Below are 14,853 nucleotides of genomic sequence, written 5' to 3'. Positions count from 1 at the left end.
CTAAGCTCTACTTAGTGTTCGAAGTGAACAACACAAAGTAAACCTCCTCTCTAAACGCTTACGAGGTTAGCTGTCGGATTCGGGCCTAAAGAGTAGCCCTACTTTCAAAATTGAAAGATTCACCCCAAGTGACGATGCACAAAATTGGTTCCCCCGCTCCATTTCTGGAACTCAGCGATTTTAGGTTTTTTTTGGAAATTTCATGAATGATTTATGAGAGTAAATATACTCCTCTATATTTAACTTGTAAAGAGGCAAATTACTGAAAATAAGAAAATATTTTATCATTTAAACGCTTACATTACGTGTTATTAATATTCTTTCATCTGTTTCCTTGTCTTTTCTTTCTTTTTCATAGAAATGACCTTTTATATATATATAAAAAGAGCGAATATATATAAGCACCCCACTTAGACGCACTTAACATTCGCTCTCTTTTTCATTCAGAATTTATTTACCCCGTAAAAAAGCACGTAAATTTCTCCCACGGATATAAGCTTGTGATAATTCTGCATGTAACTGCTCATATTCGATAATATCTGTTTTTAAATATAAGGCATCTTTCGATGGCAATATTATATATGGCCTTGGAAAAATAGGATCGAGCACTACCAATTCTTGAACTCGCTCTACCGATACCACCCAACGATTCGCTATATCTCCTAGTAACAATACCTTCATCTTCGTTTCCCCCGCTCTATTCAAAAAATAAAAAAGAAATATTATCACAGTTCGTAAACACGACAAATTTAGCTCCAATTGTTTCATAGAGCCGCGCTGGATATCTTTTATTTTTTGTAACAACAGTAATAGGCGCTTGAAAAGAAAAACGAATGTGTTCTGTGAAGAAACTAACTATCGGAAGCTCATCCCCTAGTAAAATCACCTTCTTAATACGTGTGCAAATACTAGTAAAATCCTTCTCCTTATTACAGCTATAAGCTGATTCAAACCCATAATTTCTAACTTCAGCCGCTATCTCTTCATTGGCTGTAAAAATAATTAACTCATGCTGAAATGCTACTAGCTCTCTTAAACTCTTTACCTTGTTTTTTTCTCCAACACAAATAAGTGTTAGTTCCATGTACCTCATCCTCCTTAGCATAAAAGAATTCAAACGTAGATTGATATTCCCCTATACTAATCGGATCGATGAAGTGATGTATCCATCATGGCACCGTCCTCTCTCAAGACGCTTACGAAGTTAGCTGTCGGATTCGGACTTTGAGAGTAGCCCTACTTTCAAAATTGAAAGATTCACCCCTAGTGACGAAGCACAAATTGGTTCCTCCGCTCCATACATTTGGACTCAGCGTATTACAAAAAATGTATTCTGGCTGATATATTACTCCTGTATTTGGAAAAAGTAAACATAAAAAGCCAGTTAACAAACTGGCTTCTCATGTCTTTATACACGTGTATTATTCATCTTATACGCAAAATGATTCGTCGGTCCATGACCACTTCCAATATTCAATGGCTCTTCAATCGCTATACTAATAAATTGTTTCGCCTCTTGAACTGCCTCTTCAATTGAATACCCTTTAGCAAGTCCTGCTGTAACTGCTGAAGCAAATGTACACCCGCTTCCGTGTGTTTGCTTCGAAGGAATTCGTTCACTTCTAAATTCGATAAACTCTTCTCCATCAAAGAGTAAATCAATTACTTCATTACCTTGATATTCTGCATGTCCGCCCTTCATAAGCACATATTTAGCACCTAATTCGTACAATACTTTCGCAGCTTTCTTACTATCTTCTATATTATGAATCTCCATCCCAGTTAACACTTCAGCTTCTGGAACATTTGGTGTGATAACAGTTGCTACTGGCAATAAATATTCTTTTAATGCTTGTACTGCTTCTTGTTGTAATAATGACGCGCCGCCTTTAGCAATCATAACAGGATCTAGCACAATATTATTCCAGCCAAATTTTTTAATATGTTCTGCAACAATTTGAATAATTTCACTACTAAATAACATTCCTAGTTTTACAGCATCTGGTGTTAAATCCGTACCAATTGAATTCAGCTGTTCCGTAATTCCTTCTAAAGAAACAGGATATACCCCTTGAACGCCAAGCGTATTTTGAGCAGTAATTGCTGTAATAGCCGTCATTCCATACACACCAAGCTCTTGGAACGTTTTTAAATCTGCTTGAATTCCAGCGCCGCCTCCGCTATCAGATCCTGCAATTGTTAAAGCTTTATTTACTTTCATACCACTCATCCTTTTCTATCCAAAATAGCGATGATAAATTGTTTTTGCTTCACTTATATCCTTCGTTCCATGTACAAGTACACGGCCATCTTTGAAAGCAACTAATCTCTTTTCTCCAACCGAAAATGATAGTAAATATGGATTTACATTCAAATCATTCACACGATCATTCAGCAATTTTTTATATTGCTCAAAATCCATTTCCTCTTTATGAGGTGGTCTAATTTGAACTGTATTTCTCCCGCATAACACCGCTGTTTTTGAAGTATTTTCCTTATTTAAATACGGATATAATGCCTGTTCACCACAAGAAAGACAATTATGTTTACGAAGCTTTTGTACATTCATACATGAATATTCATTTTTCCATACATCAAACGACACAAGTCCATCTCGAAGTGATTCATAATCTTCCACTAACAGTTTAAGAACTTCTGTTACTTGATGAGAAACGACAAGAGATACAGCAGGTGATATAATCCCCGCTGTATCACATGTCGCTCCACCAAGCGGAATCGATTGTAATAAACAAGATAAACATGGCGTTTTGCCTGGAAGAATAGTATAAGAAAGACCGTAACTTCCTACACATGCCCCGTAAACCCATGGAATAGAATATTTTTGCGCTATATCATTCACAATGAAACGCGTTTCAAAATTATCAGTCGCATCGATGATTACATCAACATTTGTAACAAGTTCTTCTAACTCTTCAGCCGTTACATCTTGAACGAGAGCTTCTACTCTTACTTCACTATTAATCTCTTCTAGACGTTTTTTTGCCGCCACAGCCTTCGGAAGGTTATTCTCTACATCACACTCTGCATACAATTGCTGCCTTTGTAAATTACTCCAATCTACATAATCGCGGTCAACAATTGTTACCTTACCAACGCCTGCTCTTACAAACATCTCTGCGTTCGCACTACCTAATGCACCTGCACCGATAATAAGTACATGCTTTTCCCCTATCTTTTGTTGCCCTTCTTCCCCAATTGGAGAAAATAGCTCTTGGCGAGAATATCGATTATTCAACTACGCTCATTCCTTCTAAAGGACTACTTGCAGTTGCACAACGTTTACGTGCAATACGACCCGCTTCAAACCCTAATCGTCCTGCCTCAATACCTAATTTCATTGCGTATGCCATTTTAATAGGATCGTTTGCTCCAGATACTGCTGTATTTAATAACACACCATCTGCTCCTAATTCCATTGCAAATGCTGCATCTGCTGGACTACCAATACCAGCGTCAACGATAACTGGTACTGTCGCTTGTTCAATAATGAAACTTAAATTTAATGGATTTACAATACCAAGCCCTGAACCAATCGGTGATGCTCCTGGCATAATCGCATGCACACCAAGTTCTTGTAATTTACGCGCTAATACAACATCATCAGATGTGTACGGAAGTACGATAAATCCTTCTTCTAGTAACATTTCAGATGCCCTTAAAGTTTCTACTGGATCAGGTAGTAACGTTCTATCATCACCAATAACCTCTACTTTTATCATGTCACAAAGCCCCGAAGCTTTTGCTAATTTCGCAATTCGAACAGCTTCTTCAGCATTCTTTGCTCCTGCAGTATTCGGTAATAACGTATATTTTTTCACATCAAGTTTCTCTAATAAATTAGGTTGCTTCGCATCGAATATATCCATACGACGTACTGCAAATGTTAAAATTTCAGCTTCCGAAACGTCAATTGCCTTTTGCTGCACATCAAAATCAGAGAATTTCCCTGTTCCTAATAAAAGTCTAGAATTAAATGAAAATGGTCCAATGTTTAACATAATCAACCGCCTCCTACGAAAGTTACAATCTCAATTTGGTCTCCATCAAAAACAGATGTATCTTTATGATCATCCTTTTGTAAAATATCTTTATTACGCTCTACTACAATAATTCTGTTATCTAATTCTAAATATATAAGTAGCTCAGCTACTGTTTTCACACTCGCCGGCACTTCAATTTGCTTACCATTAATTTTTAAATTCAAACTTCCATCCCCTTTCTAAACCGATTTAGAAAGCAATGAATCTAGCAAGTGATTCTCCTGCTTTCCTTCTATTAAATCAGCCATATACTGACCAGAAACAGGACTTAATAAAATACCGTTTCGATAATGCCCAGTACAAGCATATAAACCTTTTATTTCTTCATGCTCTCCCATATAAGGAGCTTCGTGATTCGATTGTGGTCTTAATCCTGCCCATGTGCTTTCCCACTCTGCTTCTTTTAAAGCCGGTAATATTGTATAAGCACGCTCTAATATAGAAGTAATACTTTCGGGCTGCACAGTTTTATTAAACGTATGAGGCTTCATCGTTGCTCCAATTACGTAACGCCCACCGCGCTTCGGCGTAATATAAAACCGTTCTTGGAAAATAGGAGCTTTCAAGAGCGGTTTCTTGCTTCTTACTGCAACAACCTCTCCCTTAACAGGATATGTACCCCAATCACTATGGTAATAATGTAGTAATTTCGTACTCCATGACCCTCCAGCGATAACGACTTTTTCGCATGTGATTACACCTTCACTCGTAACAATCCCAGTCACTTTATTATTTTCAATACGAATATCAAACACTTCTGTTTGTTCATATATGTCAGCTCCAGAAAATACCGCGGAGTGTGCGAATGCTTTCGTAAGCTCTGGTGCAATAACATGACCATCTTTCGGATAATATACCGCTCCTATAATTGACTCAGATAGAAACGGCTCTTTTTCCCGTAAATGGTCCCCCGTTAGAAAATAGGAATCTTCACCTGTTTTCTGTTGCCAATCCATAATATGAAGAATTCTTTCCTTCTCATCTTCATTTTGGGCAATACGATAAATGCCTTTTTCTTCATACCCAATATCGATGCCTGTCTTTTCACGTAAAACTGCTGCAAGTTGTGGAAATATAGCACGGCTTTCTCTAGCAAGCTCAAACAGCGGATCATATTCATCCCATTCTGCCTGAACACCGAGCAAACCAGCAGCTGCTTTCGAAGCTTCAGATGCGATTCTTTGCTTCTCTATAATCGCTACTTTATGCCCTCTTTCTGCTAGAAAGTGTGCAACTGAACTACCAATTACACCTCCGCCAATAATCGCTACATCATACCTCTTACACATGTTTCTCCGCCCACTTTCTTATTGATTCCTTATAAGATTTCGCTCTGCTATACGGATTACTACTGCTTATAATTCCGGACATAACAGCAATGCCACTTACACCATTTACAAGAACCTCTCCTGTATTTTCAGGAGTGATTCCACCAATTGCAGTTATTGGTATGGATAAACATCTTGCCATATGAGCAACTTCTTCTAATCCTCTTGCTGGCACATCCTTTTTACAAGCCGTTGGAAATACATGACCGTAAACGAGTGAATCCGCTCCATTTTTAAATGCCACTATCGCTTCATCTAAAGAATGTACTGAATAACCAACATGCAAATAAGAAAACTTTTCTTTCACTGACCTTACATCTGCGCTTCGATATCCTAGCTGCACACGTGGAATATTTAATAGAATAGCAATATCAATTCGATCATTTATCACTATCTTCGATGCCGGAAAGCCTTTCCCCAAAAGACTTTCCACACCTTCATACAATTCCTTCGTACTTTTCTCACGCTCACGAATATGCAAATAATCAATCTCACTCTCAATTTGCATCGCTACATTCACTAACTCTTCGAATGGCATATGGCCATTTGAGATTACATGGAGCTCATTTTTCATATTCATTCGCCTACTTTAAAATGTTTTCAAATAATTCATCGGCTGGAACGATTTCTTTCGTCATTCCTTTGTCTTTCAACCATTTGTTTTGTTTCTCCCATGACTCTTTTGAATCCGATAAGAATGGCTCATCTTTCGTTTCCATCTTCTCTAATAAAATTTTCATACTTTCTTTTTCAACTTCTGGTACAAGCGGGAAGTTTTCTTTTTCTTGATGATCTAATAAAATATTTAATGCTTCATCAGGGTTTTTCTTCATAAAGTCATACCCTTTTTGTGCCCCACGTAAAAAGGCTTGCAATGCTTCTTTATCTTTTTTTAACGTTTTATCACCTGTTACGAAAACAAGTTCATGATAATTCGGTACTCCGTAATCAGCTGGATTAAAGTATGCTGGTTCATGGCCTTCGTGACGCATAACAGGTACTTCATGGTTAATGTATGCTCCTGTTACAGCATCTACTTTTTTCGTAATTAACGCTGGTACTAAATCGAATCCAACATCAACTACTTTTACTGTATCTGGATTACCACCATCTTCTTTTACCATCGTCTTTAAATATGCTTCACTTAAAGGAGTTCCAGAATATCCAACTGTTTTTCCTTCTAAGTCTTTAGGTGACTTAATACCTGCTGATTTCAGCGATACAACATGATTTAGCGGCGAACGTACGACAGCTCCAATGGATTTCACTGGAATTTGTTCATTTGCTCTGGCCATGACAACATCTGGCTGATAATATAGACCAACTGTCACTTTCCCTGCAGCAGCTAACGTTAATGGATCAGTCGGATTAGAAGGGAATTTAATATTCACCTTTACTCCTTCTTCTTTAAAGTATCCTTTTTCAATTGCTGCATAAATAAAGCTATGTACCGCATTTGGATACCAATCAAGCATTACTGTTATTTCTTTTTCTGTTTTATTCTTATCCGATGCTGAATTACTCGAACATCCTGCAATCATTGCAACTAATAATGTAAACACAAAGATGCGTTTTAATAATTTCATGAATGTTTCCTCCAACTAATAAATTTCTTTTCTAATATCGAAACAAGTATGACGAAGAAAATAGCTAATAATGATAACAATACAATCGGTGCAAATACACCAGCTCCGTCTAACTGCGTCATCATTCGTTTACTGAAATATCCAAGCCCAGCTTGTGCACCGAGCCATTCTCCAATTGCTGCCCCGATAACACTAAGCGGAACTGCAATTTTTAAAGCTGAGAAAAAATAAGGAAGAGCAGATGGCAATTTTAGCTTTAAAAAAATATCTTTTTTCGTTGCACCATACGTAACTAAGAGCTCCTCCCATTCTTTCTTCGTACTACGCAGTCCATCATACGTATTTACCGCAATTGGGAAAAACGTAATTAAGACAGTGACAACAACCTTGCTCCAAATGGTATATCCAAACCATAAAACAAATAGTGGTGCAAGTGCTGTAATTGGAATTGTTTGTGAAGCTACCAATAATGGATAAAATGCTCTTTCCATCCACGTACTCGCATTCATTAACATCGCTAGCCCTACGCCCAGTACGATAGAAATAACAACGCCTATTAAAACGACGTACAACGTTGCTGGTAAATGAACCGTAAATAATATATCTTTCAGCGCCCATATCTTCATTACAATTGCAGAAGGTGATGGCAAAATGTACATCTCATCTACAATTCTTGCTCCTACTTCCCATAGAGTAAGTAAAATCCCACTTAATATGAGGGCAGGTAATAACTCCTTCAAGCGATTCATCATACGAGTACCTGCCTTTGTAACATACTAAGGAGCTCTTCTTTAAGCGCCAACACTTCAGGCTTATATAAATCTTTTCTTGTTCGGTTACGATCAAGCGGCACAATTCGCTCAGTTAAAGTTGCTATCGGTTGATTTTCTACAACGAAAATTCGATTAGAAAGAAACAATGCTTCTTCAACATCATGAGTGATAAATAAAATTGTTTTTTCCCACTCTTTCCATTGTTCAAACAACCATTCTTGCAAAGATGCCTTCGTTAAAACGTCCAATGCGCTAAACGGTTCATCTAACAATAATATCTCCCCGCCCGTTAATAAAGTTCGGATAAAAGATACGCGTTGCCTCATACCACCAGATAAATCTTTCGGATATTTTTTCTCGTACCCTTGTAAACCAAATTTATGTAACAGTTCTTTCGCTTTTACTTGCGCTTCTTTCTTCTGCACACCTTGGCATTCTAGCGGCAGGGCCGCATTCTCAATAATCGTCCTCCACGGCAAAAGCATATCTTTTTGGGGCATATACCCTACAGGATGGCTCTTTGTTTCTGTCAGCTCTATCTGTCCAGTACTTGCCTCTTCTAAGCCTGTAATAAGGCGAAATAATGTACTTTTCCCGCATCCACTCGGTCCGATAATACTTACAAACTCTTTATCTTGTATAGAAGCATTTAATTCATCGATGATTGGTTTCTCATCATAATGAAAAGAAACATTATGAAACTGTAGTATGTTCTTGCTCCTCAAAACCCCACATCTCCTTACGATAAGCCATATCCCAGAATAAATATTCAAATCGGCTGGAATATAAGAAAATCTCCTCTAATCGGTCTAGCTCTTTCTCTGATTTTCCAACTGCCATTTCATTTAATAAATCTATTAACCAAATACAAAGGTTACCGTATTCTTCAGAACTATATCCTTGAATCCATTCACCAAAGAACTCATGATCTCTTGCTCCAGGAATATCATTTAAACGTTTTCCAATCTCCCGATAGCTCCACATACATGGAAGAAGTGCCGCTATTAATTCCGCAAGTGTGCCATTTTGAGATACAGACATCATGTAATTTGTATAGGCTAAATTTTTAGCAGATGGTTTCGCAGATTCCATCTCTTGTGCAGAAATGCCAAGTCTTTTTGCATACTGTTTATGGATCGTCATTTCACCATTTAAAATCCCATCAATTTGCTCTGCAAATTTTGCCATAACTTGTGGATTCGTTGCCTTTACAACCCCAATTGCATATAGCTTTGCATAATCTAACAAATATAAATAATCTTGAATAATATAGTACTGGAATTTGTCTTTTTCCAACGTACCATCCCCCATACCTACTACAAACGGATGATTATGACTTTTCTCCCAAACAGGCTGCACCGTATCAAATAATCTTTCACAAAATTTCATTTATAATTCCCCTTCCTATATATCTATTTATCTCAATAAAAAAACCACTTCTGTATATAAGAAGTGGTTACAGCAAATAAAATTATAATTTATTCGTTGTTCCACTTCCCTTCGCTAGTATTATCTAGATCAGGTGTTGTAAGGGTTAAGGATTATTCCTCTCTCAGCACGAAAAGCACCCCTAGTGGTGTTAATATGAAATTTTCAAATAAAAAAGCCCCGTTTCTATACGCAAAGAAACGGGGACTGATTGTTAATGTCCGAATTGCTTCCCTACGCTAGCATAATCTAGATCAGGTAATAAAAAGGATCAAAGGCTTACGGCCCTACTCTCAGCTGGCAACACCAGCCCTCCTAGCAAACTATAAAATTATCACTGTCAGTATAACACCGCCATAAGACATCATCAACTGTTTTAATTTTCTTAATTGAGAATTAAATCTTAACGTGTTAAACAAATATAAATGCGACCCCACAAATGATATATACAATATTTATATACGAATCTCTCTTCTAGCATTATTTTTATTGATTTCATATTACATTTATGTGAATACGACCAATATATTATATCTTTATACTATAATAAAATTACAACTATACAACTAGAGGAGGTCTTTATTACATGAATATGAAAGCTACAGCTTTAACAGCAACTACTATCGCAATTGCTTCTTTACTTCCTTCTATGGGAGAATCCGATATACAAACAGCGGCTGCTAAGCAACCATCTACAGTAACAACTGGATATGTAAAAATTGACAACGTTGCACTACATCAAAATAACAATGCAGACAGTGCAATAATTGATAACATTCGATTTAATAGCCCGGTTACTATTCTTGAGACAACTCAAGATTGGTATAAAGTATCTGTTAACAACAAAACAGGCTATATGAAAAAAGATGCAATTCTATTCAAAAAAAATGTTCAACCAAAGAATCAATATATCGTAAATGCAAACGCATTAAACGTTCGTTCTGAACCTAATACAGAGTCTTCTATCCTAGATATATTACCAAATGGTCAATTCATTACCATTCAAGGTGAACAAGGGGATTGGTACAAAATATTACATAATGGTCAAATTGGATACGTACAAAAAACATTTGTATCTAATGGATCCACACCTCTAGTAAAAGGTGTAACTGTACAAGGTTCTCCTTCTTATACTGTTGCAACACCAAAATTAAATGTACGTAGCAACGCTAGTACAAGTAGCACTCTACTTGGTTCATTACAAAATGGTACACAAGTACAAGTAGTAGAAACGGTAGGTACTTGGTATAAAATTCGTTTTGGTACAGGATACGGATATGTAGCAAAACACTATGTAGTGCAAAATCAAGCACAAGCTAAAACAGCTCAACCTTCATCAATTCCAGCAGTTTTCAAATTCCCTACTCAAGGGAAAATCAGCTCAACTTTTGATATGCGCTGGGAGCAAATGCATTATGGTATAGATATAGCAGCTCAAGGAAATGTCTCTATTCAAGCTGCTGCTGCAGGTAAAGTTGTGAAATCTTATTATTCGGCTAGCTACGGCAATGTCGTGTTCATCGCCCATCAAATAAATGGGAAATTATATACAACAGTTTATGCTCATATGAAGGATCGCACTGTACAAGCTGGTGATCAAGTACAAACTGGACAATTAGTAGGTCATATGGGAAACACAGGTCATTCATACGGGCAACATCTCCATTTTGAATTACATAATGGGGAATGGAATTTTGAAAAAACAAATGCAGTGAACCCACTGCCATATTTAGTTAGGTAAATTATATGCCACGCAATATACCTCTCTTTATTGAATACCTGGCCTTTTTAGGTTTAATCTGTTGTTTAATCATTTATAATACGAACATTGTATTTTTATCTATTATTATTGCTTTTGTTGCTTTAGAAATCATTATGGAAGCATTACAAATGCGGCTAAAACAAAAAATTGCCCATATTTATAATGCAATTTTTCTTTTGAGCGCTCTTATAACAAATATAATTAGTAATGGTTTTTATTTATCTACCGTACTTCCTGTATTCTTTATAGGTGTTTTATTATTCATAGCTAGATACGTTCATGTTCCTAATAACCAAAAACATGAACAAGAAGCTTAGAAAGAGGAGACACTGTGTACCAATATTTCAAAGATAATCCAATGAAATATATATTGAATTTATATGAACAAATGAATACTTTTTTTGGTATACAAGGAAGTTATACTGCACAATTTCTCCTTTATGGAATGTTATTTCTTATCTTAGTTACTTTCTCCTTGTTTTACTAACAAAAAAGGATCTCACATAAACTTGAGATCCTTTTTAATTTATATTAATTTTTAATATGTAAAATAAGATTTATCCACAAGCATATTTTTCATAAATAAAACTAAGATTATATTTTTTCTCTAAGCTCATTCTTTGCTCATCGTCGCACCAATAGAAAAGAATATCATGAATCGTTGCATAACGCTTATTTTTAAGAAATAGTTTAAAGAATGATGGTAAACAATCATGTAATTGTATAAATATATAATTGCGTAGTATTTCTTCTTTGTATTCAATTCCCTTACAAATATACAGTAATTCTTCACAATAATATGCATGCTGTGGAACTTGGATCATTTCGAAAAATGGTACATATGATAGTAACTTTCCAATAAAATGACCATACCGATCCATTACCCCTATCGTCATATGCTCCATCATTTCTTTCATCACATATAAATAATCATCTACATGAGTTGTCTTTAAAGGGTCTAATCGATCGGAAATTTGAGAAAGTACAGCTCTTTGACAAGCTAAAACTGCCTGACTAGGTCCATAATATGATAGGAAGTCTGTACACTTACGATACTTTCGTAATAAGTCATGTGTATATAAATCATACACAAAAGTATTACAATACATTGCTAGACTCATCATATCACTATTTAATTGCTCTTTTGATAGTGTTTTCGCTCGCTTACACATATAAAAGAATGTAAATTCCAATACTTCTTTATGAGATAATAGATGTTTGCAATTTGTTATACATTTCTCATTAAATTTAACTCGATCCCAAATTTCTACATCCTCGGCTGTTAATTCACCAATACGATATTTAATAATTAAATAGTTTAAAGCAACTGCTTTCGTCAAAAGATCCCATGTTTCATACTCCAATGAAGTTTGGACAAATTCATCTAGTCCTTGGGCTATCATAAAAGCATTTGCCTCTTCATACCAACCAATCTCTTGACATAAACGAAGAATACGTACTAGAGTTGGAATTTCATCTTTATGAAACTGCGGTAAATTCTTTACTTTATTCATGCCATATACGATAAATGCCGCTAAATTTTCTTCTTTATAAAATTCTTTTTCTTTCCATACTAATATAGTTCGCTCTTTCCCTTCACCTTTTGGATGACAAGGTACAAGCAAAGAAAATAACTCAGCGAAATTATTTGGTTCTATATATGTATCTGTAACCAAATTCCAATTTGGATCGCCCTGTACAGCCCTCATATAATTCCCCTTCCCTTTTTATCCCGCTATTTGCGGGCAGTAAGACTCCCACCTCAAAATTCTGCGAATGCGAGGAAGTTAGATGGGAGATAAAACTGCCCATAAAAGCCCGATTGGTTCAACTAATAATTATTGGGGGATGGACAAACCCCCCAATAATTAAAGTTTCACTTTATCTACGTAGGAAATATTAATTCATTATTACATCATTAATAATGAATATTGTTATATTCAAAATCTATCATAATACTTATATCTCTCAGTATATCATTTTTTCTCTTATTAAAAATTAGGAATGACAAATTTAAAAAAACTGTCAAAAATATTGACTCTATACTTATTATATAATGTCTCAGATACATCACGCTAACATATTAGTTTAATCCATATATACTAGAATAATGTATCTGATCTTTATACATAATTTATTCCGTATGCTCCGAGATTTCACTTAAAGCAAACCCTGCTTGATCATCTGCTGATTGTCTTATAGCTAAATCACCTAGTGCTAGCATCCCAACAAGTTGACCGCTCTCAACTACCGGTAATCGTCTAATTTGATATTGTGCCATTAACTCTGTAGCTTTTTCAATAGAATCATCTGGAGAAACTGAAACAATGTTTGTTGTCATTACATTTGTAATTTGATTAGATCCAGGATGTTTTTCAGCAATCCCACGAACAACTAAGTCTCGATCAGTAACAAGCCCAACAACTTGTTTATTTTCAATAACAGGAATCAATCCAACCGATTCTTCCTTCATTTTTACAGCCGCCTCATATACATTATCTAATGGTGTACAATGTACGATATGAGTACTCATAAGTTCTCTAACTTGTGTCATTTTTCATCTCCTCCTTTTAATACATACCATAGCTTTTCCTAAATCCCTTTATTTATTTCAGGAAAATACGGTGATAAAAAGAGGCTTATACATAATAAAAAAGAGTCAGCACATTGCTGACTCTTTTTTTATGACCCGTACGGGATTCGAACCCGTGTTACCGCCGTGAAAGGGCGGTGTCTTAACCACTTGACCAACGGGCCATGGCTCCGCAGGTAGGACTCGAACCTACGACCGATCGGTTAACAGCCGATAGCTCTACCACTGAGCTACTGCGGAATATATGGTGGGCCTAAATGGACTCGAACCATCGACCTCACGCTTATCAGGCGTGCGCTCTAACCAGCTGAGCTATAGGCCCATATACTTTACAGGGGCAGTAGGAATTGAACCCACACTGGAGGTTTTGGAGACCTCAGTTCTACCTTTAAACTATGCCCCTAAATGGTGCCGGCTAGAGGACTTGAACCCCCAACCTACTGATTACAAGTCAGTTGCTCTACCAATTGAGCTAAGCCGGCATAAAAAAAAAATGGTGGCTCGGGACGGAATCGAACCGCCGACACGAGGATTTTCAGTCCTCTGCTCTACCGACTGAGCTACCGAGCCAACATAAAATGGCGGTCCCGACCGGGGTCGAACCGGCGATCTCCTGCGTGACAGGCAGGCATGTTAACCACTACACCACGGGACCATTGGTTGCGGGGACAGGATTTGAACCTGCGACCTTCGGGTTATGAGCCCGACGAGCTACCGTACTGCTCCACCCCGCGACGATATTATGTTTTAAAAATAAATGGAGGAGGTAGAGGGATTCGAACCCCCGCGCGACTCTCGCCGCCTGTCGGTTTTCAAGACCGATCCCTTCAGCCGAACTTGGGTATACCTCCATGAAGGAAAAAATAATATCTTATTCATTTTTATATGTAACTAAACCATTTTTTTAAAAAATGGAGGAGGTAGAGGGATTCGAACCCCCGCGCGACTCTCGCCGCCTGTCGGTTTTCAAGACCGATCCCTTCAGCCGAACTTGGGTATACCTCCGACATATAAAAAATAAAGTGGAGCCTAGCGGGATCGAACCGCTGACCTCCTGCGTGCAAGGCAGGCGCTCTCCCAGCTGAGCTAAGGCCCCATGTTTTTGGGAAAATCGGGAAGACAGGATTTGAACCTGCGACCCCCTGGTCCCAAACCAGGTGCTCTACCAAGCTGAGCCACTTCCCGTTAATAAAAGCGCGCCCGAGAGGAGTCGAACCCCTAACCTCTTGATCCGTAGTCAAACGCTCTATCCAATTGAGCTACGGGCGCATATGGTGCCGAGGGCGGGGGTCGAACCCGCACGGTGGTCACCCACCGCAGGA

16 protein-coding genes, 13 tRNA genes and 4 riboswitches are annotated in these 14,853 nt (G+C 37.2%); of the genes, 2 read left to right on the top strand and 27 right to left on the bottom strand.

Annotated features, from left to right (window positions below):
* Positions 1 to 41 precede the first annotated feature (41 nt).
* Positions 42 to 187, bottom strand: a riboswitch (cyclic di-AMP (ydaO/yuaA leader).
* 263 nt (positions 188 to 450) lie between these two features.
* The 12 genes from BWGOE10_RS03555 to tenA all read right to left on the bottom strand — a co-directional run bounded on the left by BWGOE10_RS03555 (position 451) and on the right by tenA (position 9,137).
* Complete coding sequence (locus tag BWGOE10_RS03555) at positions 451 to 681, bottom strand: hypothetical protein (RefSeq protein WP_070140940.1); 231 nt, start codon at positions 679 to 681, stop codon at positions 451 to 453.
* A gap of 16 nt (positions 682 to 697) precedes the next feature.
* The gene (locus BWGOE10_RS03550; RefSeq protein ID WP_070140939.1) at positions 698 to 1,084 is read right to left on the bottom strand and encodes a hypothetical protein; all 387 of its coding nucleotides are present in this window, start codon (positions 1,082 to 1,084) and stop codon (positions 698 to 700) included.
* Positions 1,085 to 1,177: 93 nt separating this feature from the next.
* Positions 1,178 to 1,325: riboswitch (cyclic di-AMP (ydaO/yuaA leader) on the bottom strand.
* Positions 1,326 to 1,408: 83 nt separating this feature from the next.
* Positions 1,409 to 2,230: a bifunctional hydroxymethylpyrimidine kinase/phosphomethylpyrimidine kinase gene (gene thiD / locus BWGOE10_RS03545; protein ID WP_081338070.1), complete on the bottom strand. Its 822-nt coding sequence runs from the start codon at positions 2,228 to 2,230 to the stop codon at positions 1,409 to 1,411.
* A 6-nt stretch (positions 2,231 to 2,236) separates the two neighbouring features.
* Entirely contained in the window at positions 2,237 to 3,256 is a 1,020-nt protein-coding gene (locus BWGOE10_RS03540) for a thiazole biosynthesis adenylyltransferase ThiF (protein WP_070140937.1), read from the bottom strand.
* On the bottom strand, positions 3,249 to 4,019 hold the full coding sequence (gene thiG, locus BWGOE10_RS03535; protein ID WP_070140936.1) for a thiazole synthase: 771 nt from the start codon (positions 4,017 to 4,019) through the stop codon (positions 3,249 to 3,251). The genes BWGOE10_RS03540 and thiG overlap by 8 nt, the downstream gene beginning before the upstream one ends.
* 2 nt (positions 4,020 to 4,021) lie before the next feature.
* Positions 4,022 to 4,225, bottom strand: a complete 204-nt coding sequence (thiS, locus tag BWGOE10_RS03530) for a sulfur carrier protein ThiS (protein WP_070140935.1) — start codon at positions 4,223 to 4,225, stop codon at positions 4,022 to 4,024.
* Positions 4,226 to 4,240: 15 nt separating this feature from the next.
* Positions 4,241 to 5,350 carry a glycine oxidase ThiO gene (gene thiO / locus BWGOE10_RS03525; protein ID WP_070140934.1) on the bottom strand — a complete coding sequence of 370 codons (1,110 nt, stop codon included), beginning with the start codon at positions 5,348 to 5,350 and terminating at the stop codon, positions 4,241 to 4,243.
* Entirely contained in the window at positions 5,343 to 5,963 is a 621-nt protein-coding gene (gene tenI, locus BWGOE10_RS03520) for a thiazole tautomerase TenI (RefSeq protein WP_070140933.1), read from the bottom strand. The genes thiO and tenI overlap by 8 nt, the downstream gene beginning before the upstream one ends.
* A 10-nt stretch (positions 5,964 to 5,973) precedes the next feature.
* Positions 5,974 to 6,975 (bottom strand): ABC transporter substrate-binding protein, encoded by a 1,002-nt coding sequence (locus BWGOE10_RS03515; protein ID WP_070140932.1) that lies wholly within the window; start codon positions 6,973 to 6,975, stop codon positions 5,974 to 5,976.
* Positions 6,972 to 7,724: an ABC transporter permease gene (locus BWGOE10_RS03510; RefSeq protein WP_070140979.1), complete on the bottom strand. Its 753-nt coding sequence runs from the start codon at positions 7,722 to 7,724 to the stop codon at positions 6,972 to 6,974. The genes BWGOE10_RS03515 and BWGOE10_RS03510 overlap by 4 nt, the downstream gene beginning before the upstream one ends.
* Positions 7,724 to 8,473, bottom strand: a complete 750-nt coding sequence (locus tag BWGOE10_RS03505) for an ABC transporter ATP-binding protein (protein WP_070140931.1) — start codon at positions 8,471 to 8,473, stop codon at positions 7,724 to 7,726. The genes BWGOE10_RS03510 and BWGOE10_RS03505 overlap by 1 nt, the downstream gene beginning before the upstream one ends.
* Complete coding sequence (tenA, locus tag BWGOE10_RS03500) at positions 8,442 to 9,137, bottom strand: thiaminase II (RefSeq protein ID WP_070140930.1); 696 nt, start codon at positions 9,135 to 9,137, stop codon at positions 8,442 to 8,444. The genes BWGOE10_RS03505 and tenA overlap by 32 nt, the downstream gene beginning before the upstream one ends.
* 89 nt (positions 9,138 to 9,226) lie before the next feature.
* A riboswitch (TPP riboswitch) is annotated at positions 9,227 to 9,330 on the bottom strand.
* Between the two features lie 60 nt (positions 9,331 to 9,390).
* A riboswitch (TPP riboswitch) is annotated at positions 9,391 to 9,503 on the bottom strand.
* 259 nt (positions 9,504 to 9,762) lie between these two features.
* Between tenA and BWGOE10_RS03495 the strand changes: the two genes are divergently transcribed.
* Together BWGOE10_RS03495 and BWGOE10_RS03490 are read left to right on the top strand one after the other, a co-directional pair.
* Entirely contained in the window at positions 9,763 to 10,917 is a 1,155-nt protein-coding gene (locus tag BWGOE10_RS03495) for an SH3 domain-containing protein (RefSeq protein ID WP_070140929.1), read from the top strand.
* 5 nt (positions 10,918 to 10,922) lie between these two features.
* Positions 10,923 to 11,255 carry a hypothetical protein gene (locus BWGOE10_RS03490; protein WP_070140928.1) on the top strand — a complete coding sequence of 111 codons (333 nt, stop codon included), beginning with the start codon at positions 10,923 to 10,925 and terminating at the stop codon, positions 11,253 to 11,255.
* Positions 11,256 to 11,495: 240 nt separating this feature from the next.
* Here BWGOE10_RS03490 and BWGOE10_RS03485 read toward each other — a convergent pair whose 3' ends face one another.
* The 15 genes from BWGOE10_RS03485 to BWGOE10_RS03415 all read right to left on the bottom strand — a co-directional run bounded on the left by BWGOE10_RS03485 (position 11,496) and on the right by BWGOE10_RS03415 (position 14,800).
* Positions 11,496 to 12,647, bottom strand: a complete 1,152-nt coding sequence (locus tag BWGOE10_RS03485; RefSeq protein ID WP_002159244.1) for a DUF3965 domain-containing protein — start codon at positions 12,645 to 12,647, stop codon at positions 11,496 to 11,498.
* 425 nt (positions 12,648 to 13,072) lie between these two features.
* The gene (locus tag BWGOE10_RS03480) at positions 13,073 to 13,492 is read right to left on the bottom strand and encodes a CBS domain-containing protein (protein WP_016103753.1); all 420 of its coding nucleotides are present in this window, start codon (positions 13,490 to 13,492) and stop codon (positions 13,073 to 13,075) included.
* 131 nt (positions 13,493 to 13,623) lie between these two features.
* Positions 13,624 to 13,695, bottom strand: a tRNA-Glu gene (locus BWGOE10_RS03475).
* Between the two features lies 1 nt (position 13,696).
* Positions 13,697 to 13,771 (bottom strand) — tRNA-Asn (locus BWGOE10_RS03470).
* Positions 13,772 to 13,776: 5 nt separating this feature from the next.
* Positions 13,777 to 13,853 (bottom strand) — tRNA-Ile (locus BWGOE10_RS03465).
* Positions 13,854 to 13,863: 10 nt separating this feature from the next.
* Positions 13,864 to 13,934 (bottom strand) — tRNA-Trp (locus tag BWGOE10_RS03460).
* A 3-nt stretch (positions 13,935 to 13,937) separates the two neighbouring features.
* Positions 13,938 to 14,013: transfer RNA gene (locus BWGOE10_RS03455), tRNA-Thr, on the bottom strand.
* Positions 14,014 to 14,025: 12 nt separating this feature from the next.
* Positions 14,026 to 14,101 (bottom strand) — tRNA-Phe (locus tag BWGOE10_RS03450).
* Positions 14,102 to 14,110: 9 nt separating this feature from the next.
* Positions 14,111 to 14,186, bottom strand: a tRNA-Asp gene (locus tag BWGOE10_RS03445).
* A 2-nt stretch (positions 14,187 to 14,188) separates the two neighbouring features.
* Positions 14,189 to 14,265, bottom strand: a tRNA-Met gene (locus tag BWGOE10_RS03440).
* A gap of 24 nt (positions 14,266 to 14,289) precedes the next feature.
* Positions 14,290 to 14,382, bottom strand: a tRNA-Ser gene (locus BWGOE10_RS03435).
* A 61-nt stretch (positions 14,383 to 14,443) separates the two neighbouring features.
* Positions 14,444 to 14,536: transfer RNA gene (locus tag BWGOE10_RS03430), tRNA-Ser, on the bottom strand.
* Positions 14,537 to 14,554: 18 nt separating this feature from the next.
* Positions 14,555 to 14,627, bottom strand: a tRNA-Ala gene (locus BWGOE10_RS03425).
* Positions 14,628 to 14,642: 15 nt separating this feature from the next.
* Positions 14,643 to 14,716, bottom strand: a tRNA-Pro gene (locus BWGOE10_RS03420).
* Positions 14,717 to 14,726: 10 nt separating this feature from the next.
* A tRNA-Arg gene (locus tag BWGOE10_RS03415) sits at positions 14,727 to 14,800 on the bottom strand.
* Between the last annotated feature and the right edge of the window lie 53 nt (positions 14,801 to 14,853).

Source organism: Bacillus mycoides (assembly GCF_001757995.1).
GTDB classification, from domain to species: domain Bacteria; phylum Bacillota; class Bacilli; order Bacillales; family Bacillaceae_G; genus Bacillus_A; species Bacillus_A mycoides_B.
The sequence above is the reverse complement of the archived record's forward strand: the minus strand, read 5'-3'. Positions and strand labels throughout refer to the sequence as shown.